At 72.5% G+C, this 22,469-nt stretch carries 20 protein-coding genes; 9 read left to right on the top strand and 11 right to left on the bottom strand.

What is annotated here, in order from left to right:
* Positions 1-358: 358 nt before the first annotated feature.
* The 8 genes from IG05_RS50045 to IG05_RS0127930 all read left to right on the top strand — a co-directional run bounded on the left by IG05_RS50045 (position 359) and on the right by IG05_RS0127930 (position 9,583).
* The gene (locus IG05_RS50045; RefSeq protein WP_267883327.1) at positions 359-2,665 is read left to right on the top strand and encodes a BTAD domain-containing putative transcriptional regulator; all 2,307 of its coding nucleotides are present in this window, start codon (positions 359-361) and stop codon (positions 2,663-2,665) included.
* A gap of 364 nt (positions 2,666-3,029) precedes the next feature.
* A complete protein-coding gene (locus IG05_RS0127960; RefSeq protein ID WP_030346788.1) occupies positions 3,030-3,875 on the top strand; it encodes an inositol monophosphatase family protein in 846 nt (281 codons plus the stop codon).
* A gap of 86 nt (positions 3,876-3,961) precedes the next feature.
* On the top strand, positions 3,962-5,383 hold the full coding sequence (locus tag IG05_RS0127955; protein WP_199808394.1) for a phytoene desaturase family protein: 1,422 nt from the start codon (positions 3,962-3,964) through the stop codon (positions 5,381-5,383).
* Positions 5,380-5,889 (top strand): O-acetyl-ADP-ribose deacetylase, encoded by a 510-nt coding sequence (locus IG05_RS0127950; protein WP_030346786.1) that lies wholly within the window; start codon positions 5,380-5,382, stop codon positions 5,887-5,889. The genes IG05_RS0127955 and IG05_RS0127950 overlap by 4 nt, the downstream gene beginning before the upstream one ends.
* Positions 5,890-6,024: 135 nt before the next feature.
* Positions 6,025-6,477 (top strand): DUF7144 family membrane protein, encoded by a 453-nt coding sequence (locus IG05_RS0127945; protein WP_030346785.1) that lies wholly within the window; start codon positions 6,025-6,027, stop codon positions 6,475-6,477.
* 213 nt (positions 6,478-6,690) lie between these two features.
* Positions 6,691-7,539 carry a methylenetetrahydrofolate reductase gene (locus tag IG05_RS0127940; protein ID WP_030346784.1) on the top strand — a complete coding sequence of 283 codons (849 nt, stop codon included), beginning with the start codon at positions 6,691-6,693 and terminating at the stop codon, positions 7,537-7,539.
* A 71-nt stretch (positions 7,540-7,610) separates the two neighbouring features.
* Positions 7,611-9,089, top strand: coding sequence for an AlkA N-terminal domain-containing protein (locus tag IG05_RS0127935; RefSeq protein WP_030346783.1), 1,479 nt, complete (start codon positions 7,611-7,613; stop codon positions 9,087-9,089).
* An 11-nt stretch (positions 9,090-9,100) separates the two neighbouring features.
* Complete coding sequence (locus IG05_RS0127930) at positions 9,101-9,583, top strand: methylated-DNA--[protein]-cysteine S-methyltransferase (protein ID WP_030346782.1); 483 nt, start codon at positions 9,101-9,103, stop codon at positions 9,581-9,583.
* A gap of 17 nt (positions 9,584-9,600) precedes the next feature.
* On the opposite strand, the gene IG05_RS0127925 is transcribed toward IG05_RS0127930, so the two are convergent.
* From IG05_RS0127925 to IG05_RS0127915, 3 genes are all read right to left on the bottom strand, one after another.
* Positions 9,601-10,338, bottom strand: coding sequence for an SIR2 family NAD-dependent protein deacylase (locus IG05_RS0127925; protein WP_030346781.1), 738 nt, complete (start codon positions 10,336-10,338; stop codon positions 9,601-9,603).
* 65 nt (positions 10,339-10,403) lie between these two features.
* A complete protein-coding gene (locus IG05_RS0127920; protein ID WP_030346780.1) occupies positions 10,404-10,898 on the bottom strand; it encodes an NUDIX domain-containing protein in 495 nt (164 codons plus the stop codon).
* 28 nt (positions 10,899-10,926) lie between these two features.
* The gene (locus tag IG05_RS0127915; RefSeq protein WP_030346779.1) at positions 10,927-12,000 is read right to left on the bottom strand and encodes an ADP-ribosylglycohydrolase family protein; all 1,074 of its coding nucleotides are present in this window, start codon (positions 11,998-12,000) and stop codon (positions 10,927-10,929) included.
* Positions 12,001-12,164: 164 nt separating this feature from the next.
* On the opposite strand from IG05_RS0127915, the gene IG05_RS0127910 reads away from it, so the two are divergent.
* Positions 12,165-13,301 (top strand): glycerate kinase, encoded by a 1,137-nt coding sequence (locus IG05_RS0127910; RefSeq protein ID WP_030346778.1) that lies wholly within the window; start codon positions 12,165-12,167, stop codon positions 13,299-13,301.
* Positions 13,302-13,463: 162 nt separating this feature from the next.
* On the opposite strand, the gene pssA is transcribed toward IG05_RS0127910, so the two are convergent.
* The 8 genes from pssA to IG05_RS0127870 all read right to left on the bottom strand — a co-directional run bounded on the left by pssA (position 13,464) and on the right by IG05_RS0127870 (position 22,431).
* A complete protein-coding gene (gene pssA / locus IG05_RS0127905) occupies positions 13,464-14,282 on the bottom strand; it encodes a CDP-diacylglycerol--serine O-phosphatidyltransferase (protein WP_030346777.1) in 819 nt (272 codons plus the stop codon).
* 22 nt (positions 14,283-14,304) lie between these two features.
* The gene (locus tag IG05_RS0127900) at positions 14,305-14,961 is read right to left on the bottom strand and encodes a phosphatidylserine decarboxylase (RefSeq protein ID WP_030346776.1); all 657 of its coding nucleotides are present in this window, start codon (positions 14,959-14,961) and stop codon (positions 14,305-14,307) included.
* A 170-nt stretch (positions 14,962-15,131) separates the two neighbouring features.
* Positions 15,132-16,337 (bottom strand): acyl-CoA dehydrogenase family protein, encoded by a 1,206-nt coding sequence (locus tag IG05_RS0127895; protein ID WP_030346775.1) that lies wholly within the window; start codon positions 16,335-16,337, stop codon positions 15,132-15,134.
* Positions 16,338-16,339: 2 nt separating this feature from the next.
* The gene (locus tag IG05_RS0127890; RefSeq protein ID WP_030346774.1) at positions 16,340-16,852 is read right to left on the bottom strand and encodes a MaoC family dehydratase; all 513 of its coding nucleotides are present in this window, start codon (positions 16,850-16,852) and stop codon (positions 16,340-16,342) included.
* A 5-nt stretch (positions 16,853-16,857) separates the two neighbouring features.
* Complete coding sequence (locus IG05_RS0127885; protein ID WP_030346773.1) at positions 16,858-17,820, bottom strand: HpcH/HpaI aldolase/citrate lyase family protein; 963 nt, start codon at positions 17,818-17,820, stop codon at positions 16,858-16,860.
* On the bottom strand, positions 17,817-19,844 hold the full coding sequence (locus tag IG05_RS0127880; RefSeq protein ID WP_030346772.1) for a protein meaA: 2,028 nt from the start codon (positions 19,842-19,844) through the stop codon (positions 17,817-17,819). The genes IG05_RS0127885 and IG05_RS0127880 overlap by 4 nt, the downstream gene beginning before the upstream one ends.
* A gap of 18 nt (positions 19,845-19,862) precedes the next feature.
* Positions 19,863-21,200 (bottom strand): crotonyl-CoA carboxylase/reductase, encoded by a 1,338-nt coding sequence (gene ccrA / locus IG05_RS0127875; protein WP_030346771.1) that lies wholly within the window; start codon positions 21,198-21,200, stop codon positions 19,863-19,865.
* Positions 21,201-21,618: 418 nt separating this feature from the next.
* Positions 21,619-22,431, bottom strand: a complete 813-nt coding sequence (locus tag IG05_RS0127870; RefSeq protein ID WP_030346770.1) for a TetR family transcriptional regulator — start codon at positions 22,429-22,431, stop codon at positions 21,619-21,621.
* Positions 22,432-22,469 lie beyond the last annotated feature (38 nt).

Below are 22,469 nucleotides of genomic sequence, written 5' to 3'. Positions count from 1 at the left end.
CGGCGAGCCGACGAGCACCGTGCAACCACAGAACACACAAGTACGCTCATATCTCCACGGGAAGCGCCGCCCCGTGAGGCGTCGAGCACAGATCGTTGTGGTATTGGCTCATATTTTTAGTAGCATTGGTTGTGTTCCCGGCGTATGGGGGGGTGAGCCCTGCGCCGGCCGTCGACCATGCTGAGGGACTATGTGGTTCAGGATGTTAGGCCCGTTAGAAGTCATATCCGGGGGACAGCCCATCTCCTTGGGGGGCAGCAAGCAGCGGGCGACGCTCGGATACCTCCTCCTCCACCCCAACCAGACGGTCCCGATCAGCAAGTTGCTGAAGGCTCTGTGGAGCGTCGAAGAAGCTCCGATGACCGCCCGCAAGATCCTGCAGAACTCGGTCTGGAGCCTGCGCCGCAAGCTCGTCGACGGCGCGGACGTGCCCGTGGCGCTGCGTACCCAGCCCCCCGGCTACTCCCTGGACGTCTCCCCCGACCGCGTGGACCTGCACCTCTTCTACCGGTGGGTGCGCGAGGGCCGCGCCCGGCTGGAGGCGGGGCAGCCCGACGCGGCGGCCACGCTGCTGAGCGACGCCCTGGAGCTGTGGCGCGGCCCGGCCCTCGCGGACCTGACCGAAGTGGGCCTGCTCTGGCCCGAGCTGACCACGCTGCAGAACATGCGGCTGGACGTCCTGGAGGACCTCTTCGAGGCCCAGCTCGCCTGCGGACGCCACTACGCCGTACTCGGTGAGCTGGAATCCCTGGTGGAGGACGAGCCGCTGCGCGAGCGCGCCTGCGGCCAGCTCATGCGCGCCCTGTACCGCTGCGGACGCCAGTCGGACGCGCTGGGCGTGTTCAGCCGGCTGCGGGCCCGGCTGGTCGAGGAGCTCGGTCTCGAACCCAGCCGGGAACTCCAGCAGCTCCAGCAGGCGATCCTCACCCACGACCCCGCCCTCCAGCTCGCGCCGGCCCCCGCCGCGCCCTATTCCGTGCAGGGCACGGCGGCCCTGCTGCACGGTCCGGCGGAGACGGCGCCGAGGCCCTTCGGCCCGCGCCCCGTCCCCGACAGCCCGGCCCCCAACCCGCCCCGGCCCGCCCGCCGCAACCCGGCCCCCGCGCACGAGCCGGACCCGGTGGGCGTCCTGTCCGCCCCCGTCCCGGCCCTGGCCCTCGCGCAGGCCCCGCCCACCGCTCCGGGCACCGGCACCCTGCCCGACGGCAGGCCCCCGGCCGCGCCCCGGGCGCCCGTCCAGGGTTCCGGCCCCAGCCCCCAGCGCCCGGCGCTGAGGGCCGTCCTCCCCGCCCCGGCCCCGGCCCCCAAGGCACTGTCCGCCGTCAGCGGTTCGGCGCCGAGGAACGACCCGGCGGCCCGCGCCCCCGTCCGGGACCTGCCGCCGACGGCCGTCGGCACGCCCAACGCCGCCTCCGCGGTGCGCCGCGAGGCCAGCCTCCTGCTGGTACGGGCCGAACCCGACCCCGCCCTGGCCGACGCCGGTGAACTCGACGCCCTGATGGACGGGGTGGGCACCCTGATCCACCAGGAGATCGAACTCTGCGGCGGTACGGTCGTCTTCTCGCTGCACACGCTCACCCTCGCCCTGTTCCCGGCGGACTCCGACGACTCCGACGACACCGAGCACCCGCTGCGCGCCGCCCGCGCCGCCACCGCGCTGCGCACGGCCCTGACCGCCTCCGCCCCCGGAACGGCGGGCGCCCCCGTGGCCGCCCGCACGGAGCTGCGCACGGCGGTCGCGACGGGCGCCGTGCTGGTGAGCCAGTCGCTCGGCGGCAGCCGGCCGCCCCGGGTCTACGGCCACACGGTGAAGGAGTGCGAGGCGCTGCTGGCCCTGTCGACCTCGGACGGGACGCTGGTCTGCGAACGCACGCGTGAGGCGACCAGGGAGCACTTCGCGTACGAGGAGATCCCGGGCACACCCGTGCGCTGGCGGCTGCTCGGCGCCGTGGAACCCGATCCCGAGGCGGACGACGACGGGCACCATCGCGAACTCGACCTGCTCGAAGGGGTGATGAGCCACAGCAGCCGCTGGTCCCAGCCGCACCTGATCACCGTGCTGAGCACCGAGGAGGCCCCCCGCCGCCGGATGCTCGGCAAGCTGGAGGACTTCGCCGCCGCGGAGCTGGACGGGGCGCAGGTGCTGACCTGGGACCGGCAGGACGCCGCCGAGGCGGGCCCGTTCGGCCTGCACCGGGAGATCATCTTCAGGTTCTCGGGGCTGTCGAAGTCCGATCCGCCGTGGGCGGTCCGCCGGAAGGTCAGCGAGACCGTCCAGCGCCTGGACGCGGGCAAGAGCTGCATCAACTGGCTCGTCGCCCGCTGCACTTCGGTCCTGGAGACGTCGAACCGCTCGCCCGAGCGGCTGGGCGCCGAGGAGTGGCAGGAGGTCTGGCGGTACTTCCTGGAGGCCGTCGCCCATGACGGTCCGATCGTCCTGATCGTCCACGATCTGCACCTCGGGGACACGGCGACCAGGGAGCTGGTCGGGCTCATCGCCCGGCTCCCCGGCAGCATCCCCCTCACCGTCGTCGCGGGCGCCGACCCGGAGTTCCAGCGGCACGCCGACTGGTCCTCGGACCGGCGCTCCGCCACCACGGTGCTGCTCGACGAGCCGTCCGACGACCTCAGCTGCTCGGACGAGGACTGCCTGCCCGTCCAGTGACACCACTCCTCCTGCCGGCTCGTCAGCGTCGGCCCCCCGGCAGGAAGGTTTCCGCACCGGTTCCCCGAGGGGACGCCGGCACCGCGACGGACGGCCGGGGCGCCGGCGAGCCGACGGCCGCTGACAGCCCGGCCGTCCCCGGCCCGGGCTTCCCGCCCGGCACCCGCCCGCCCGGATCACCCGCCCGGACGGCGTCGGCCGGCGGCCGGCCCGTGCGGGACGCCGGGCGGCGCCGTCGGTCACGGGGCGCGCCACCGGGGCGTCCGCGCGGGGCGGCGGCGGCCCCGGCTCTTCATCCCGATTCCACCCCGCGTGCACCGGCCGGCGGCGGGGATTGTCAGTGGGCCGTGTTCTGATGGGGGACATGATCGAAGAGACGGAAACCATCGAGGAGTTTCTCGCCCGCTGCTCGGCCGACGTGGAGGAGGCGGTCCGCAAGGCCGCCGCGGCCGAGATCCTGCCCCGCTTCCGCCGCCTCGCCGCGCACGAGGTGGACCAGAAGAACGGGCCGCACGACCTGGTGACGGACGCCGACCGCCTCGCCGAACTGCGGCTCACCGAGGACCTCAGCGCCCTGCTGCCCGGCTCGGTCGTGGTCGGCGAGGAAGCGGTGCACGCCGATCCCGCGGTGTACGAGGCGCTCCAGGGCGACGCCCCGGTCTGGATCGTCGACCCCGTCGACGGCACCCGCCAGTTCGTGCACGGCGACGACGGCTTCTGCACCCTGGTGGCGCTCGTCCAGCGCGGTGTCATACGTGCCTCGTGGACCTACGCGGCGGCGCGCGACCAGTTCGCCACCGCCGTCCGCGGCCACGGCGCCTTCCTCGACGGGCAGCGGCTGTCCGCGGGCAGCCCCGCGCCCGGCCGGGACCTCGTCGTCGCCACCTCCCACCCGGACTACACCACCGACGAGCAGAAGCGCGCGCTGCGCGTGCTGTGGACCGACGGCCTCGCCCCGCGCGCGTGCGGCTCCGCCGGCCTGGAGTACCTCGCCGTCGCCCGCGGCGAGCTGGACGCCGTGGCGTTCTCCTGGGAGGCCGCCTGGGACCACGCGGCCGGTCTGCTCCTGGTCGAGGAGGCGGGCGGCGCGCACCTCACCCTGAGCGGCGAGCCGTTCCGCGTCACCGGCGGCAACGCACTGCCGTTCACCGCCGCCCGGGACGCCGCCACCGCCCGCCGGGTGGCCGGCCTGCTGCGCAGCGCGTCCTGACGCTCCGGGCCACCCGGGCCGGGGGAGTGCCGCTCCCCGGCATATCCTGATCCAGAATGGCCGTCGGCTGACGAAGGGGTCCGAAGGTGCCGTCGATGCTCGATGCGGTCGTGGTGGGTGCGGGACCGAACGGACTGACCGCTGCCGTGGAGCTGGCCCGCCGCGGCTTCTCCGTGGCCCTGTTCGAGGCGAAGCCCACCGTGGGCGGCGGCGCCCGCACCGAGGAACTGACCCTCCCCGGCTTCCGGCACGACCCGTGCTCGGCCGCCCACCCCCTCGGCGTCAACTCCCCGGCGTTCCGCGCGATGCCCCTCGACCGGTACGGCCTGGAGTGGCTGCACGCCCCGCTGCCCATGGCCCACCCGTTCCCGGACGGCAGCGCGGCCGTGCTGTCCCGCTCGGTGGCCGAGACCGCCGCCTCCTTCGGACCGCGCGACGCGGGGCCGTACCGCAGGCTGGTCGAACCGCTCCTCGCCCACTGGGACACCCTCGTACGCGACTTCATGTCCCTGCCGCTGACGGCGCTGCCACGCGACCCCGTCACCCTGGCCCGCTTCGGCCTGGCCGGCCTGCCGCCGTCCACCTGGCTGATGCGCCGCTTCAAGGACGAGCGGTTCAAGGCCCTCTTCGCGGGCCTGGTCGCCCATGTCATGGCGCCGCTCGACGGTCTCGCCACCAGCGCCGTCGGACTGGTCTTCGCCCTCTCCGCGCACGCCCGCGGCTGGCCCGTGCCCCGCGGCGGCTCCCAGGCCGTCTCCGACGCCCTCGCCGCCTACCTGACCGACCTCGGCGGCGCCGTGCACACCGACTACGAGGTCAAGCGGCTGGACGACCTGCCGCCCGCGCGCGCCTACGTCTTCGACACCTCGCCCACCGCGCTCGCCCGCATCGCCGGCTTCGGCGACTACTACGCGAACTACCGCTACGGCCCCGGCGTCTTCAAGATCGACTACGCGCTGGACGGACCGGTGCCGTGGACCGCGCCCGAGGCCCGCACCGCCGGCACGGTGCAGATCGGCGCGAGCCGGGCCGAGATCGGCACCGCCCTGCGCGCCGCCTCCCGCGAGGGCCGCGCCCCCGACAAGCCGTTCATGATCACCGTGCAGCCGAGCGTGGCCGACCCCACCCGCGCCCCCGAGGGCAAGCAGGTCTTCTGGGCGTACGGCCACGTGCCGAACGGCTGGTCCGGGGACCTCACCGACGCCATAGAACGCCAGCTGGAGCGCTTCGCCCCCGGCTTCCGCGACCGCGTCCTCGCCCGCGCCACCGCCGGACCCGCCGAGATGGCCGCCCACAACGCCAACTACGTCGGCGGCGACATCGCCTGCGGCGCGGCCTCCGGACTCCAGTTGCTGCTGCGCCCCAAGCTGTCCCTGTTCCCGTACCACACGCCCCACCCGGCCGTGTTCATCTGCTCCTCGGCCACCCCGCCCGGACCCGGCGTGCACGGCATGTCGGGCCACAACGCGGCCAAGGCCGTCTGGCGGAGACTGCGGCGGACGCCGTGACCACCCTCACGCTCGTCCAGGGCGACATCACCCGGCAGCACGCCGACGCCCTCGTCAACGCGGCCAACTCCTCCCTCCTCGGCGGCGGCGGGGTCGACGGCGCGATCCACCGCCGCGGCGGCCCCGCCGTCCTGGCGGAGTGCCGCGCCCTGCGCGCCTCCCGGTACGGAAAAGGCCTCCCCACCGGCCAGGCGGTCGCCACCACGGCGGGCGAACTCCCCGCCCGCTGGGTGATCCACACCGTCGGCCCGGTGTACAGCCCGCACGAGGACCGCTCGGACCTGCTCGCCTCCTGCTACCGCGAGTCCCTGCGGGTCGCCGACGAACTCGGCGCCCGCACGGTCGCGTTCCCGGCGATCTCCACCGGCGTGTACCGCTGGCCGATGGAGGACGCGGCGCGGATCGCGGTCGAAACGGTACGGAGCACGGCGACGGCCGTGGAGGAGGTCCGGTTCGTGCTGTTCGACGAGCGCGCCTACGAGGCGTTCGCCCGGCAGACCGGCTGACCCGGGCCCCGGACCACCCGGACGGCCCCGTACCCGGTGCGCCCGGCCGCCCCCTGGCCGACGCTCGGAGTGCCCCCGTGCCCCTCGTCGGGCGCCCGGGCACCCGACGAACGGGGCGGCAGAAGGGACACGCTCATGAGCCAGGCAGCGCAGCCGGGTGGACCGGCCTCCCCGGGCGGCTCGTGGCCGCCCCGGCAGCCCACGGCCCGGGGCGGCGGCTGGGCGACCGGCGGCGTCACGTTCGCCGGCGTACTGATGGTGTGCAGCGGCATCCTCGCCGTCCTCCAGGGCATCGCCGCGATCGCCGGGGACGACGTCTACTTCCGCCTGGGCGCCTACGTCTACAAGATGAACCTCACCGGCTGGGGCGTGATCCACGTCATCCTCGGTGCCCTGGTCCTGCTGATCGGCATCGGCCTGCTCATGGACCTGGCCCGGGCCCGGTTCGCCGGTCTGTTCGTCGTCTCGCTCAGCCTCGTCGCGCAGTTCCTCTTCCTGCCGTACCAGCCGGTCTGGGCGTTCGTCATGATGGCGATCGACGTCTTCCTGCTCTGGGCCCTGGCGACCCGCCGGGAAGCGACGGCCTGAGCCGCCCGGCGGCCGGCCCGCCCCGCTCACGCGCACCGGCCACCCCACCGGAGACGGCCCCCGGCGGGGTGGCCGCGCGACCGGTGCCCCTGCCCGCCGGACCCCGTGGCCCGCGTGGCATCATCGGGCGAGCCGTACGCGCCACGGCCGGGCGTTCCCGCCGGGGCGAGCCGTACCAGGAGCACGAGAAGCACGAGAAGCACGAGAAGCACCATGAACCCTGCGCTGCTGGACGACTTCTCCCTGGAGATGACCGGCAAGGACGTACCCGGTCTGGAGGAGGCGCGGGACAGCATCCCGCCCGGCACCCGGATCAACATCACCTTCCTGGCCGGCGAGGACACCGCGACCCGGCTGGCGGCCGCCCGCGCGGTCAAACGGCACGGCTTCGTGCCCGTACCGCACATCTCCGCGCGCCGCCTGCCCTCCCGGCCCGCCCTGGAGGAGTTCCTCGCCGGGCTCGCGGCCGACGGCACCGCCGAGAACGTGTTCGTCGTCGGCGGCGACCCCGCCCGCCCCGAGGGCCCCTACGCCGACGCCCTCGCGGTCCTGCGCACCGGACTGCTGCGCAGCCACGGCGTCCGGCACGTCGGCATCACCGGCTACCCCGAGGGCCACCCCGGCATAGCCGAGCCGGCCCTGTGGTCGGCGCTCACCGACAAGGCGGCGGCCATCGGGGCCGACCGGTTCACCGGGGACGTCATCACCCAGTTCGGCTTCGACGTCGACCCGGTCCTCGGCTGGCTGGAGGCCCTCCGCGCGCGCGGCGTGCACCTGCCCGTCCGCATCGGCGTCCCCGGACCGGCGGGGGTGCGCCGGCTGCTCGGCTACGCCACCCGGTTCGGCGTCGGCACCAGCGCCTCCGTCGCCCGCAAGTACGGCCTGTCGCTGACCCACCTGGTGGGTACGGCCGGCCCCGACCGCTTCCTGCACGCGCTGGCCGACCGCTACGACCCCGCCCGGCACGGCGCGGTGAAGGTGCACTTCTACACCTTCGGCGGACTGCGGGCCACCGCCGAGTGGATCACCCGGTTCCGGCAGGCGCGCCCGGCCCGGGCCTGAGACCTGGCCAGGCCCACGTACGTGTCGGATTTCCGCCAGCCCCGGGACGCGCGGTCGCCGATGCTGGAGCCATGCAGACAGGGATGCACCTCGACCGGGAGCACTGCGTGCGCGCCGTGCAGTCCAAGGACGCGCGGTTCGACGGATGGTTCTTCACGGCCGTCCTGACCACCCGGATCTACTGCCGGCCGAGCTGCCCGGTCGTGCCGCCCAAGGCGGAGAACATGACGTTCCACCCGAGCGCCGCCGCCTGCCAGCAGGCCGGCTTCCGGGCCTGCAAACGCTGCCGCCCCGACACCAGCCCCGGCTCCCCGGAGTGGAACCGGCGCGCCGACCTGGTGGCCCGGGCCATGCGGCTGATCGCCGACGGCATCGTGGACCGCGAGGGCGTGCCCGGACTCGCCGCCCGGCTCGGCTACAGCACCCGGCAGGTGGAGCGGCAGCTCCTCGCCGAACTGGGCGCCGGCCCCCTCGCGCTCGCCCGTGCCCAGCGCGCCCAGACCGCGCGGCTGCTCGTCGAGACCAGCACGCTGCCCATGGCGGAGATCGCGTTCGCGGCCGGCTTCTCCTCGATCCGCGCCTTCAACGACACCGTCCGCGAGGTCTTCGCCCTCTCCCCGAGCGAGCTGCGCGCCCGCGCCCCGCGCAGCGGTCCGGGCACCCCGGGCGTGCTCACCCTGCGGCTGCCGTTCCGTGCCCCGCTGCACCCGTCCAACCTCTTCGGCCACCTCGCCGCCACCGCCGTGCCCGGGGTCGAGGAGTGGCGCGACGGCGCCTACCGGCGCACGCTCCGCCTGCCGTACGGCCACGGGATCGCCGCCCTCGCCCCCCGCCCCGGCCACATCGCCTGCCGCCTCACCCTGAGCGACCTGCGCGACCTGACCGTGGCCATCAGCCGCTGCCGCCGCCTGCTCGACCTGGACGCCGACCCGGTCGCCGTCGACGAGCGGCTGCGCACCGATCCGCTGCTCGCCCCGCTGGTCGACCGGGCACCCGGGCGCCGGGTGCCGCGCACGGTCGACGAGGCCGAGTTCGCGGTGCGGGCCGTACTCGGGCAGCAGGTGTCCACGGCCGCCGCCCGCACCCACGCGGCCCGCCTGGTCACCGCGCACGGCACACCCCTGGACGACCCCGAGGGCGGCCTCACCCACCTCTTCCCCGACCCCGGGGCGCTCGCCGCCGTCGACCCCGGGAACCTGGCGATGCCCCGCACCCGGCGCACCACCTTCACCACCCTCGTCCGCCGGCTCGCCGACGGCGATCTCCACCTGGGCGTGGAGGCCGACTGGGCCGAGGCCCGGGCCCGGCTGCTCGCGCTGCCCGGCTTCGGCCCGTGGACGGTGGACGTCATCGCCATGCGCGCCCTGGGCGACCCCGACGCCTTCCTCCCCACCGACCTCGGCATCCGGCGCGCCGCGAAGGAACTGGGCCTGCCGTCCACCCCGGCCGCGCTGACCGCCCGTGCGGCCGGCTGGCGGCCCTGGCGGGCGTACGCGGTGCAGTACCTGTGGGCGACCGACGACCACCCGATCAACCACCTGCCCGCGTGAGGATCTCCACCATGAAGCAGCACACCGTCATCGACAGCCCCTACGGCCCCCTCACGCTCGTCGCCGACGACGGCGTCCTGTGCGGCCTCTACATGACCGACCAGCGCCACCGCCCGGCACAGGAGACCTTCGGCAGCCCCGACGACACCCCGTTCGCCGAGGCCACCGAGCAGCTCACGGCCTACTTCGCTGGCGAGTTGACGGAGTTCACCCTCGAACTGCGCCTGACCGGCACCCCGTTCCAGCGCCGCGTCTGGGACGGGCTGACCCGCATCCCGTACGGCGAGACCCGCTCCTACGGCCGGCTCGCCGACGCCCTCGGCAGTCCCGGGGCGTCCCGCGCGGTCGGCCTCGCCAACGGCAGGAACCCGATCGGCATCATCGTGCCCTGCCACCGGGTCGTCGGCGCGGGCGGGGACCTCACCGGCTACGGCGGCGGCCTGGACCGCAAGCGCCGCCTGCTGGACTTCGAACGCGGCACCGCCCTCTTCTGACCGGCCCGCCCCGCCCGCTACCCGGCACCCTCCGCGCCCAGCCGGTCCAGCAGCACGGGCAGCGCGGTGCCGATGGGCTCCCGTACGACCTCGTCGGCGATCTCGTCGTACGGGGTCGGTTCGGCGTTGACGATGACGATGCGGGCGCCGTGGTCGGCGGCGACGCCGACGAGACCGGCGGCGGGCTGCACCTGGAGACTGCTGCCGACGGCGACGAACACCTGGCAGGCCTTGGTGATGGCCACGGCCTCGCCGAGGACCACCGGGTCCAGCCGCTCGCCGAACATCACGGTCGCCGACTTCAGGATGCCGCCGCACTCCAGGCACGGCGGGTCCTCCTCGCCGGCCTCCACCCGGGCCAGGGCGTCCGCCATGGGGCCGCGCGCGTGGCACCGCGTGCAGACCACGCTGCGGGCGCTGCCGTGGAGTTCGAGCACCTTGCGGGCGGGCATGCCGGCGAGCTGGTGCAGTCCGTCCACGTTCTGGGTGATGACCCGGACCGGGACGCCGGACCGCTCCAGTGCGGCGACGGCCCGGTGCGCCGCGTTCGGCTCGGCCGCGAGGGTGCGGTTGCGGCGCCGCATCTGCCAGGACCGCCGCCGGATCTCCGGGTCGCCCATGTAGTACTCGTACGTCACGAGCTTCTCGGCTTCCGGATCCCGCCGCCACAGCCCGTTCGGACCGCGGTAGTCGGGGATCCCGGAGTCGGTGGAGATACCGGCCCCGCTCAGCAGGGCGACGAGAGGCTTGGCCATGCCACCGAGGGTAGGGCGGGCGGCCCGGCCGCCGCGAGCGGATAACGGCCCGCGGGGCCGCGCGGTCACGCCACGCGGTGGCCGTTCTCCAGTTCCGCCGTGCCCGAGCCGGCCGTCAGGACGTCCAGGGCGGCCAGCACCCTGAGGCCCAGCGCGCCGGGCAGGTGCGCGGTCAGCTCCTCGCGCCCGACCAGGCGCCAGGACAGCAGCTCCTCCTCCTGCAGACGGATCGCCTTCAGGTCGGCGCCGGTGAGGACACCGCCGTCGTACAGGTACGCCACCAGCGGCGGCCGGCCCGCGCCGTGCACCCAGTCCACGGCCAGCAGCCGGCCGAGTTCCCGGTCGAGGCCGATCTCCTCCAGCGTCTCGCGGCGGGCGCCCTGGCGTGGGGTCTCCCCGTCGTCGGACTCGACGGTCCCGCCCGGGAGTGCCCATCCCTCCCGGTAGTTCGGCTCGACGAGCAGCACCCGCCCCTCGGCGTCCCGGAAGAGCGCGGCGGCGCCGGCGAGGACACGGGGCAGGCTCGCGATGTACGCGGCGTAGTCAGGCGTCGTGGTCATTCAGGAAGGGTAACCAGCCACCGGGCCGTCACGACCCGGTCCCCGCCAGGCGCAGGGTTCGTTCGGCCAGCGCGCTGATCCGGACGCCGTCGAAGCCGAACACCGCGCTGCGCACCGTGTCCTCAAGCGGGTCCCGCCACCGCGCCGGGATCGCGTCCGCCCCGGTGAGGACGCCGGCCACCGAACCGGCCGTCGCCCCGTTGGAGTCGGTGTCGAGGCCGCCGCGCACGGTCAGTGCGATGGTCCGGGTGAAGTCGCCGTCGCCGTACAGCAGTCCGGCGGTGAGCACGGCGGCGTTCGGCACCGTGTGGATCCAGCCGAGGCCGGCGGTCTCCTCGGCCACCGTGGCCAGCGTCTCCTCCCACGGCAGCCGCGTCTCGTGCAGGGACGCCACCCGCCGTACCGTCCGGGCCAGCCGGCTGCTCGCCGGGATCACCGTCAGCGCGGTGTCCAGGGCGTCCCGCACCGTCGGGGCGGTGAAGGCCGCCGAGATCAGCGCGGCGGCCCACATGGCGCCGTAGACGCCGTTGCCGGTGTGCGAGAGCACCGCGTCCCGGCGGGCCAGACCGGCGGCCCGGACCGGGTCGCCGGGGCAGGTCCAGCCGTAGACGTCGGCGCGGATCAGCGCCCCGATCCACTCCTGGTACGGGTTGTCGTACGTCGCCGTCACCGGCGGTTTCAGCCCGCTCGCGAGGTTGCGGTACGCGGCCCGTTCCGCCGTGAACGTCTGCAGGTACGGCAGTCTCAGCAGCCACAGGTCGCCGACCTGCTCGGTGCTGAAGCCGAAGCCGTGCGTCTCCAGCAGGTGCAGGCCGAGGATCGCGTAGTCGACGTCGTCGTCCCGGCAGCTGCCGTGGATCCGGCCGCGCACGCAGCTGCGCCACTCCGGGCGCAGCACGGCGGCCTCGGCGGGGTCGGCGGGCTCGGGGAGGTAGTCGGTCAGCGGCAGGGCCGCGGCCCGGCGCAGATAGCCGTCGATACGGTCGCGGGTCCACACCTCGCCCTGCTCGACCGGCTTGCCGAGCATGTTGCCCGCGATACGGCCGAGCCAGCCGCCGTGGATGCGGTCGGCGAGGTCCCCTCCGGGGCGCTGGGTGCTCATGACAGGGGTGTACCCGTTCTGCCGGGCGCCTCCCAGCGGCTTCCCAGGGTTCGGGCGGGGCATGACGGCGGGGGTGTCCTGCGGTTATCGTCACAGCGGCGCGACTGGCCCCGACGTGTGCGGGGCCCGGAGAGCAAGGGGAAGACAAGGTGGCGGACGCTGCAGTGAACGAGACCCGTCGGGTGCTCATCGCCGCGGACAAGTTCAAGGGCTCGCTGACAGCCGTACAGGTCGCCGAGCGGGTGACGGCCGGGCTGCGCGCGGTCGTGCCGGACCTCCCGGTCGAGGCGCTGCCCGTGGCCGACGGCGGTGACGGGACCGTGGACGCGGCCGTCGCGGCCGGTTTCGAACGCCGGGAGGTGCGGGTCGCCGGGCCCCTCGGCCAGGAGGTGACGGCCGCGTTCGCGCTGCGCGACGGCACCGCGGTGGTGGAGATGGCCGAGGCGAGCGGGCTGCAGCGGCTGCCGGCCGGCGTCTTCGCGCCGCTGACCGCCTCCACGTACGGCTCCGGGGAGCTGCTGCGCGCCGCGCTGGACGCGGGCGCGCGGACCATCGTGTTCGGCGTCGGCGGCAGCGCCACGACGGACGGCGGCGCGGGCATGCTGTCCGCGCTGGGCGCGCGGTTCCTGACCGGGGAGGGGGAGCCGGTGTCCCCGGGCGGCGGCGGACTCGCCGGTCTCGCCCGCGCCGACCTCTCCGGTCTCGACCCCCGACTGTCCTCGGTCGACCTGGTGCTGGCCAGCGATGTCGACAATCCGCTGACCGGCCCGAAGGGCGCGCCGGCGGTGTACGGCCCGCAGAAGGGGGCCTCGCCGGACGACGTGGCGGTGCTGGACGCGGCGCTGGCCCACTTCGCGAAGGTGCTGGAGGCCGAGACCGGCCCGCGGGCCGCCGAGTACGCGTCGTCGCCGGGGGCGGGCGCGGCGGGCGGCATCGGCTACGGCGCGCTGCTCCTCGGCGCGCGGTTCCGCCCCGGCATCGAGGTCATGCTCGACGTGCTGGGCTTCGCGCCCGCCCTGGAGCGGGCCTGGCTGGTCGTCACCGGAGAGGGCTCGCTGGACGAGCAGACGCTGCACGGGAAGGCGCCGGCGGGGGTGGCGGCGGCGGCCCGCGCCGCGGGCAAGCCGGTCGTGGCCGTGTGCGGGCGGCTGGCTCTGCCGACGGAGGCGCTGCTGGCGGCCGGGATCTCCCAGGCGTACCCGCTGACGTCCGTCGAGCCGGACGTGGCCCGGTGCATCGCGGAGGCGGGCCCGATCCTGGAGCGGGTCGCCGCGCGCATCGCCGAGGACCACCTGAGCTGACACCCCCGCCGGGGGCTCCGCCCCCCGACCCCGGCCTGCGCCCGCCCACCACCCGACCCGGCCGGCTGAGAAGTGAGCCCCCAGGGCGTCGGCACAAGCGAGGGGCCCCTACCCAACCCGGGTAGGGGCCCCTCGTCCAAGCGTCCACGCGCCCAAGCGCCGCTACGGCAGTTGCGCCGCCCGCGCCTCACGCCGGTTGCCGCGGAAGTTGTTCACCCGCCGGGCCGTCGCGAACAGCGGGATCACCGCGCCCATGACCAGCTGCAGCGCGCACCCCGTCTGGAGCAGCAGCTGACCGCTGGGGGCGTCGAAGGCCCAGCCCGCCAGCAGCCCCATGGACAGCACGATCCAGCAGAGCATCGCCCCGGCCAGCCGTCCCCGCGGCTTCGGGTACTCCACCCGGCTCACCATCAGCCACGCCGTCCCCAGGATCGCCAGCAGCGTCGCCACGAACGGCAGCTCCAGCAGCACGATCGAGACGACGGTCAGCGCGCCGAACGGCGAGGGCATGCCCTGGAACATGCCGTCCTTCATCGTCACGCAGCTGAACCGGGCCAGTCTGAGGACCACGGCCAGCAGCACCACGATCGCGCCCACCGCCGCCACCCGCTGGTGCGCGTCGTCGGCGACCATGCCGTAGACGAGCACGAAGTACGCGGGGGCGAGGCCGAAGCTGATCAGGTCCGACAGGTTGTCCAGCTCCGCGCCCATCGGCGAGGAGCGCAGCTTGCGCGCCACCAGGCCGTCGAACAGGTCGAAGACCGCCGCGCAGAGCATCAGGATGACCGCCGTGGCCGCGCTGTGGCGGGCCATGCCGGACTCCTGGCTGCCGGTCAGGTGCGGGATCAGGATGCCGGTGGTGGTGAAGTACACCGCCATGAAGCCGCACGTGGCGTTGCCCAGCGTGAGGGTGTCCGCTATCGACAGGCGGAGCGAGAGAGGCATCTCCTCCTCGTCGTCCGCCTCGTCGGCCTCGGGCACCCAGCCCGCCTGGGTCTCCGGATCAATCACGGTCAATGCGAGTCACCCCAGCCACGGTCTTCTGTCCGACCTCGACCGCGACCTCCACGCCCTCGGGCAGGTAGAGGTCGACACGCGAGCCGAAGCGGATCAGACCGATTCGGTCGCCCTGCTCGACCTTCGTGCCCTCCGGGAGGTAGGGGACGATGCGGCGGGCCACCGCGCCGGCGATCTGGATCATCTCGATGTCGCCGAGTTCGGTGTCGAAATGCCAGACTACGCGCTCGTTGTTCTCGCTCTCCTTGTTGAAAGCCGGAACAAAGCCGCCGGGGATGTGCTCGACCGACGTCACCGTGCCCGCGAGGGGCGCGCGGTTGACGTGCACGTTGAGCGGGCTCATGAAGATCGCGACGCGAGTGCGCCCGTCCTTCCACGGCATGATGCTCTGCACCACGCCGTCGGCGGGCGAGATGACCCGGCCCGTGGCGATCTCGCGCTCGGGGTCGCGGAAGAACCACAGCATGCCCGCCGCGAGCGCGGTGGCGGGCACGGCCACGGCCTTGGCGGCGCCCGAGCGGCGGGCGCGGGCCAGGCTGAGGGCTGCGGTGGCGACGGTCGGGAGAAGCCACGGCGATGCTCCGCGCGCGAGGCGTGCGCCTACCAGGCTGTCGCGGTGTGCAGAGGTTTGGCTGTGGGGCATGGATGACCTTCGTAGCGGATGATGCCGCGCTCTGACGGGGGACGGCGGCTTTCCCGGGATCGTACCGGGCGCGGGCCGCAACTCGGCAAGCCAGGAAGCCGAGTCGGCGGCCGAAGACGGTCGGAGGGGTGTGATCTTCTTCTCGAAGAAAACACCCCGTAACCGGACAATCAACCCTGGAATCGATACTCCTCGAGCAGCCTGCGGCCGATGATCATTTTCTGGATCTCGGCGGTACCTTCACCGATGAGCAGCATCGGGGCCTCGCGGTAGAGGCGCTCGATCTCGTACTCCTTGGAGAAGCCGTAGCCGCCGTGGATCCGGAAGGCGTCCTCCACGACCTCCTTGCAGTACTCGGAGGCCAGGTACTTCGCCATGCCGGCCTCCAGGTCGTTTCGCTCCCCGGAGTCCTTTTTGCGGGCCGCGTTGACCATCATCGCATGCGCGGCCTCGACCTTGGTGGCCATCTCGGCCAGCTTGAACTGGATGGCCTGGTGCTGGGCGATCGGCTTGCCGAAGGTGTGCCGCTGCTGGGCGTAGCGGACGCCCAGCTCGAAGGCGCGCTGGGCGACGCCGCAGCCCCGGGCCGCCACGTTGACCCGGCCCACCTCCACGCCGTCCATCATTTGGTAAAAACCTCGGCCGGTGACCCCGCCGAGCACCCGGTCGGCCGGAACGCGCAGGCCGTCCATGATCAGCTCGGTGGTGTCGACGCCCTTGTAGCCCATCTTGTCGATCTTGCCGGGGATGGTGAGGCCCGGGCGGACCTCGCCGAAGCCCGGCTCCTTCTCCACCAGGAAGGTCGTCATCGACTTGTGCGGGGCCGTGCCCTCGGGGTGTCCTTCGTCACTGCGGACCAGGACGGCCACGAGCGAGGACGTGCCGCCGTTGGTCAGCCACATCTTCTGGCCGTTCAGGACGTACTCGTCGCCGTCCCTGACCGCCTTCGACGTGATCGCCGACACGTCGGAGCCCAGACCCGGCTCCGACATCGAGAAGGCCCCCCGGATGTCGCCGGCCGCCATCCGCGGCAGGAAGTGGTCCTTCTGCTCCTGCGTGCCGTGCTGCTTGAGCATGTACGCGACGATGAAGTGGGTGTTGATGATGCCGGACACCGACATCCAGCCGCGGGCGATCTCCTCCACGCACAGCGCGTAGGTGAGCAGCGACTCGCCCAGGCCCCCGTACTCCTCGGGGATCATCAGACCGAACAGGCCCAGCTCCTTGAGCCCGTCCACGATCTGCTGCGGGTACTCGTCGCGGTGCTCCAGCTCCGTCGCGACGGGGATGATCTCCTTGTCGACGAAGTCACGGACCGTCGAGAGGATCTCCTGCTGGACGTCGGTCAGACCGGCGGTCTGGGCGAGACGGGCCATCGTTACTTCTCCTGCTGCTTCGGCTCCGGGCGGCCGGGCTGCTCGCCGCCGCGCTCCTTGATGTACGTCTCGGTGGGCACCATCACCTTGCGGCGGAAGACGCACACCAGGGTGCCGTCCTGCTTGTAGCCCTTGGTCTCGACGTAGACGATGCCGCGGTCGTTCTTCGACTTCGACGGCCACTTGTCCAGCACGGTCGTCTCGCCGTAGATCGTGTCGCCGTGGAAGGTCGGCGCCACGTGCTTGAGCGACTCGATCTCCAGGTTGGCGATCGCCTTGCCGGAGATGTCCGGGACGGACATGCCGAGCAGGAGGGAGTAGATGTAGTTCCCGACGACGACGTTCTTGCCGAAGTCCGTCGTCTTCTCCGCATAGTTGGTGTCCATGTGGAGCGGGTGGTGGTTCATGGTGAGGAGACAGAACAGGTGGTCGTCGTACTCCGTGACCGTCTTGCCCGGCCAGTGCTTGTACGTCGCCCCGACCTCGAACTCCTCGTACGTGCGTCCGAACTGCATCGCTCTCAGGCCTCCGGGATCTCGAACGCCGACGTACGGGTCATCCCCGCCGCCCGGCCCTTGCCGGCGATGACCAGCGCCATCTTGCGGCTGGCCTCGTCGATCATCTCGTCGCCGAGCATCGCGGAGCCCTTCTTGCCGCCCGCCTCGGACGTGTAGTAGTCGTACGCGTCCAGGATCAGCTCGGCGTGGTCGTAGTCCTCCTGCGAGGGCGAGAAGATCTCGTTGGACGCCTCGACCTGGCCCGGGTGCAGCACCCACTTGCCGTCGAAGCCGAGCGCGGCGGCCCGCTGCGCCACCTCGCGGTAGCCGTCGACGTTGCGGATCTGCAGGTAGGGGCCGTCGATCGCCTGGAGGTCGTTGGCGCGGGCGGCCATCAGGATCTTCATCAGGATGTAGTGGTAGGCGTCCGCCGGGTAGCCGGGCGGCTGCTCGCCCACGACGAGGGACTTCATGTTGATGGAGGCCATGAAGTCGGCCGGGCCGAAGATGATCGTCTCCAGGCGCGGGGAGGCCTGCGCGATGGCGTTGACGTTGTTCAGGCCCTGCGCGTTCTCGATCTGCGCCTCGATGCCGATCCTGCCGACCTCGAAGCCCATGGTCTTCTCGATCTGCGTCAGCAGCAGGTCCAGCGCGACGACCTGCTCGGCGCTCTGCACCTTCGGCAGCATGATGCAGTCGAGGTTCTGTCCGGCGCCCTCGACGACCGTCACGACGTCGCGGTACGTCCACTCGGTCGTCCAGTCGTTGACGCGCACGACCCGCGTCTTGCCCGTCCAGTCGCCCTCGTTGAGGAACTTGACGATGGTGTGCCGCGCCTCGGGCTTGGCGAGCGGCGCGCACGCGTCCTCCAGGTCGAGGAAGACCTGGTCCGCCGGGAGGCCCTGCGCCTTCTCCAGGAAGCGCGGGTTGCTGCCCGGCACGGCCAGGCAGGAGCGCCGCGGGCGAAGGCGGTTGACGGTCGTCATGCGGGGACCTCCAGGGGGTCGAGCTTGTTCGCTTTCCGGATCTCGTCGACGATGCGGCCGATGATCCCGGTGATGTCGAAGTCCTTCGGGGTGAACACCGCGGCCACTCCGGCGGCCTTGAGCTGTTCGGCGTCACCGTTCGGGATGATGCCACCTGCGATCACCGGTATATCTGTGGCACCGGCCACACGCAGCCGCTGGAGCACGTCCGGGACCAGCTGGGCGTGCGAGCCGGACAGGATCGACAGGCCGACGGCGTGCACGTCCTCGGCCAGGGCCGCGTCCACGATCTGCTCCGGGGTGAGCCGGATGCCCTGGTACACGACCTCGAAGCCGGCGTCCCGCGCACGGACCGCTATCTGCTCGGCGCCGTTGGAGTGCCCGTCCAGGCCCGGCTTGCCGACCAGGAAGCGCAGCTTGCCGACGCCCAGGTCGCGGGCGGTGGCGTCCACCTTGCCGCGGACCCCGGCCATCGCGGAGCCCTGCTCGGCGGGCACGGCCACCGGCGCGGACGAGACCCCGGTGGGCGCCCGGTACTCGCCGAACACCTCGCGCAGGGCGCCCGCCCACTCGCCGGTGGTGACCCCGGCGCGGGCGCACTCCAGCGTGGCCTCCATCAGGTTCCCGGTGCCCTTGGCGGCCTCCTTCAGCCGCTCCAGCGCCTTGCAGGGCCGCGGGTGGTTGAACGGGGGCTGGTAGCGGGTGTCGCGCCACTTGGCGAGCGCCTCCACGACCCGGGTCTCGACCTCCGGGTCCACCGTCTGGATCGCGGTGTCCAGATCGGCCGTGAGCGGGTTCGGCTCGGTGCCCTCGAAGATGTTGACGCCGACGATCTTCTCCTCGCCGGACTCGATCCGGGCGCGGCGCTCGGCGTGCGAGGCGACCAGCTGGGACTTCAGGTAGCCGGACTCCACGGCGGCCAGCGCGCCGCCCATCTCCTGGATGCGGTCGATCTCGGCGAGGACCTCCTCGACCAGCCGGCCGACCTTCTCCTCGACCACCTTCGAGCCCTCGAAGATGTCCTCGTACTCCAGCAGGTCGCTCTCGTAGGCCAGCACCTGCTGGATGCGCAGGCTCCACTGCTGGTCCCAGGGGCGGGGCAGACCGAGGGCCTCGTTCCAGGCGGGCAGCTGCACGGCACGCGCGCGGGCGTCCTTGGACAGGGTCACGGCCAGCATCTCCAGCACGATCCGCTGGACGTTGTTCTCCGGCTGCGCCTCGGTCAGCCCGAGCGAGTTGACCTGGACGCCGTAGCGGAACCGGCGCTGCTTGGCGTCCTCGATGCCGTACCGCTCGCGGGTGACCTTGTCCCAGATGCGGCCGAACGCCCGCATCTTGCACATCTCCTCGACGAAGCGGACTCCCGCGTTCACGAAGAAGGAGATGCGGGCGACCACGTCACCCATGCGCTCCTGCGGCACCTGGCCGGAGTCGCGCACGGCGTCGAGCACGGCGATCGCGGTGGACATCGCGTACGCGATCTCCTGCACCGGCGTGGCCCCGGCCTCCTGCAGGTGGTAGCTGCAGATGTTGATCGGGTTCCACTTCGGGATGTGGGAGACCGTGTACGCGATCATGTCCGTCGTCAGCCGGAGCGAGGGCCCCGGCGGGAACACGTGGGTGCCCCGGGAGAGGTACTCCTTGACGATGTCGTTCTGGGTCGTGCCCTGGAGCTTGGTGATGTCCGCGCCCTGCTCCTCGGCGACGACCTGGTAGAGCGCCAGCAGCCACATGGCGGTGGCGTTGATCGTCATCGAGGTGTTCATCTGCTCCAGGGGGATGTCCTGGAACAGCCGGCGCATGTCACCGAGGTGCGCGACGGGCACGCCCACCCGGCCGACCTCGCCGCGCGCGAGGATGTGGTCGGGGTCGTAGCCGGTCTGCGTCGGCAGGTCGAACGCCACCGACAGACCGGTCTGGCCCTTGGCGAGATTGCGCCGGTACAGCTCGTTGGACGCCTCGGCCGTGGAGTGGCCGGCGTACGTCCGCATGAGCCACGGACGGTCCTTCTGACGCTCTGTCATCTGTGACTCTCCGGGCCCTCAGACGTTCCGGAAGCGGTTGATGGCGTCGATGTGCTTGGCGCGCATCTCCTCGTCGCGCACGCCGAGGCCCTCCTCGGGCGCGAGGCACAGCACGCCGACCTTGCCCTGGTGCAGGTTGCGGTGCACGTCGTAGGCCGCCTGGCCGGTCTCCTCCAGGCTGTACGTCTTCGACAGGGTCGGGTGGATCTTGCCCTTGGCGATGAGCCGGTTGGCCTCCCACGCCTCGCGGTAGTTCGCGAAGTGCGAGCCGATGATGCGCTTCAGCGACATCCACAGGTAGCGGTTGTCGTACTCGTGCATGTAGCCCGAGGTCGAGGCGCAGGTGGTGATGGTGCCGCCCTTGCGGGTGACGAAGACCGAGGCGCCGAAGGTCTCGCGGCCGGGGTGCTCGAAGACGATGTCGATGTCCTCGCCGCCGGTGAGTTCGCGGATGCGCTTGCCGAAGCGCTTCCACTCCTTGGGGTCCTGGGTGTGCTCGTCCTTCCAGAACCGGTAGCCCTCGGCGTTGCGGTCGATGATCGCCTCGGCGCCCATCTTCCGGCAGATCTCGGCCTTCTCCGGGGAGGAGACGACACAGACCGGGTTGGCGCCGCCGGCGAGGGCGAACTGGGTGGCGTACGAGCCGAGGCCGCCGCTCGCGCCCCAGATGAGGACGTTGTCGCCCTGCTTCATGCCGGCGCCGTTGCGGGAGACCAGCTGCCGGTAGGCGGTGGAGTTGACCAGGCCCGGGGCCGCGGCCTCCTCCCAGCTGAGGTGGTCCGGCTTCGGCATCAGCTGGTTGGACTTGACCAGGGCGATCTCGGCGAGGCCGCCGAAGTTCGTCTCGAAGCCCCAGATGCGCTGCTCGGGGTCGAGCATCGTGTCGTTGTGGCCGTCGGAGGACTCCAGCTCGACCGACAGGCAGTGCGCGACGACCTCGTCACCGGGCTTCCAGGCGTTGACGCCGGGGCCGGTGCGCAGGACCACGCCCGCGAGGTCGGAGCCGATGATGTGGTACGGCAGGTCGTGCCGCTTGGCCAGCTCGCTGGTGCGGCCGTAGCGCTCCAGGAACCCGAAGGTGGACAGCGGCTCGAAGATCGAGGTCCACACCGAGTTGTAGTTGACCGAGGAGGCCATGACGGCCACCAGGGCTTCGCCCGGACCGAGTTCGGGCAGGGGGACCTCGTCGAGGTGGATCGACTTGCGGGGGTCCTTGTCGCGGGTCGTCAGGCCCGCGAACATCTCCGTCTCGTCCTTGTGCACGGTGATCGCGCGGTACGACTCGGGGAGGGGCAGGGCGGCGAAGTCGGCGGACGTGGCGTCCTTCGACTGGATCGCGTCCAGGATGTCCTTCACGGTCACGGTGTTGCCTCCGGCGGTGAGCGCCCTGAGGGAGGGGCGCCTGGGGGATCGTCGGTGCTGTGCTGAGTGCTGCTGAGGGTTTTTCGAGGGGTGTGCCGTCGGTTCGGCTCGGTGGTGCTTCGGCAGCGCTTTGTGGCGCGGGAGGTTGCCTGTGACGCAGGCGTCCGGGCGCGCAAGGCCATCGGCTTGCGGGGACAGCCGGCGAACGAAAGGTCTCTGCCCGCCGGCCGCCCGGACATCTTCAACGTATGACACCGCGTGTCAGGCCGCAAGGCACTGAGTGCCAGAACTTGCTCTCAGATGAAATCTTTACGCAACAAATGAGCGATGATCGATCAGGGTCGGGGCAAAGGAAACGGGCTGGGGGCGGCACCCAGTGCCACCCCCAGCCCGTTTCTCCCGCTCCGATCCGTCAGGACCGTGCTTTCAGCGCCTGCTCGATGGTGCGCATCACCTCGTCCAGCGGCGCGTCCGTCCTGGCCACCGTCACCAGGACCTCCCCGTGGGCGGCGGCGGTGGCCGGCGGGGTGCGCGGAGCGCTCTCGCGGCCGGCCCCGATGCCGGTGCCGAACGTCTTGCGCACGATCGCGAAGGCGTGGTCCAGCTGGGCCTCCACGTCCCCCTGGCCGCCCGCCCGCAGCCAGCGCCGCAGCACGTGGTTGTGGGCGGTGACCACGGCCGAGGCGGCCACCTCGGCCAGCAGCGGGTCGTCGTTGGCGTCGTCGGCGTGCGCGTGCTCGTCGAAGTGACCGAGCAGATAGCGGGTGAACAGGCGCTCGTAACGCGCCACGGAGGCGATCTCCGCCTCCCGCAGGGTGGGGACCTCGCGCGTGAGCTTGTAGCGGGCGACCGAGATCTCCGGCCGCGCCGCGTACATCTTCATGACTTCCTTGATGCCGCGGCACACGGTGTCGAGCGGATGCTCGTGCGCCGGGGCGGCGTTGAGGACCGCCTCCGCGCGGATCAGCGTGTCGTCGTGGTCCGGGAAGATCGCCTCTTCCTTGGAGCGGAAGTGGCGGAAGAAGGTGCGCCGGGCGACCCCGGCGGCGGCGGCGATCTCGTCGACGGTGGTGCCCTCGTACCCCTTGGTCGCGAACAGCTCCATGGCTGCTGCCGCCAGTTCTCGGCGCATCTTGAGCCGCTGGGCGGCCGCGCGGCTGCCTGCGGCACTTTCCGGCGCGTCGGGCGTAGCTGGTGTACGGGAGGACTTGGCGGGCTGGGACATGACCCGAACGTACTGCATCCGCGCAGCTCCCCGCGCAG

Origin of the sequence: Streptomyces sp. NRRL S-1022, from assembly GCF_000720135.1 — a bacterium.
In the GTDB taxonomy this organism is placed as follows: domain Bacteria; phylum Actinomycetota; class Actinomycetes; order Streptomycetales; family Streptomycetaceae; genus Streptomyces.
This window is presented reverse-complemented; position numbering and strand designations above follow the sequence as displayed.

Bases quoted from the DNA above. Each gene is read 5' to 3' on its own strand.
- IG05_RS50045 (WP_267883327.1), top strand. From the start codon at position 359: ATGACCGCCCGCAAGATCCTGCAGAACTCGGTCTGGAGCCTGCGCCGC.
- IG05_RS0127960 (WP_030346788.1), top strand. From the start codon at position 3,030: ATGATCGAAGAGACGGAAACCATCGAGGAGTTTCTCGCCCGCTGCTCG.
- IG05_RS0127945 (WP_030346785.1), top strand. From the start codon at position 6,025: ATGAGCCAGGCAGCGCAGCCGGGTGGACCGGCCTCCCCGGGCGGCTCG.
- IG05_RS0127940 (WP_030346784.1), top strand. From the start codon at position 6,691: ATGAACCCTGCGCTGCTGGACGACTTCTCCCTGGAGATGACCGGCAAG.
- IG05_RS0127935 (WP_030346783.1), top strand. From the start codon at position 7,611: ATGCAGACAGGGATGCACCTCGACCGGGAGCACTGCGTGCGCGCCGTG.
- IG05_RS0127930 (WP_030346782.1), top strand. From the start codon at position 9,101: ATGAAGCAGCACACCGTCATCGACAGCCCCTACGGCCCCCTCACGCTC.
- IG05_RS0127925 (WP_030346781.1), bottom strand. From the start codon at position 10,338: ATGGCCAAGCCTCTCGTCGCCCTGCTGAGCGGGGCCGGTATCTCCACC.
- IG05_RS0127920 (WP_030346780.1), bottom strand. From the start codon at position 10,898: ATGACCACGACGCCTGACTACGCCGCGTACATCGCGAGCCTGCCCCGT.
- IG05_RS0127915 (WP_030346779.1), bottom strand. From the start codon at position 12,000: ATGAGCACCCAGCGCCCCGGAGGGGACCTCGCCGACCGCATCCACGGC.
- IG05_RS0127900 (WP_030346776.1), bottom strand. From the start codon at position 14,961: ATGCCCCACAGCCAAACCTCTGCACACCGCGACAGCCTGGTAGGCGCA.
- IG05_RS0127895 (WP_030346775.1), bottom strand. From the start codon at position 16,337: ATGGCCCGTCTCGCCCAGACCGCCGGTCTGACCGACGTCCAGCAGGAG.
- IG05_RS0127890 (WP_030346774.1), bottom strand. From the start codon at position 16,852: ATGCAGTTCGGACGCACGTACGAGGAGTTCGAGGTCGGGGCGACGTAC.
- IG05_RS0127885 (WP_030346773.1), bottom strand. From the start codon at position 17,820: ATGACGACCGTCAACCGCCTTCGCCCGCGGCGCTCCTGCCTGGCCGTG.
- IG05_RS0127880 (WP_030346772.1), bottom strand. From the start codon at position 19,844: ATGACAGAGCGTCAGAAGGACCGTCCGTGGCTCATGCGGACGTACGCC.
- IG05_RS0127870 (WP_030346770.1), bottom strand. From the start codon at position 22,431: ATGTCCCAGCCCGCCAAGTCCTCCCGTACACCAGCTACGCCCGACGCG.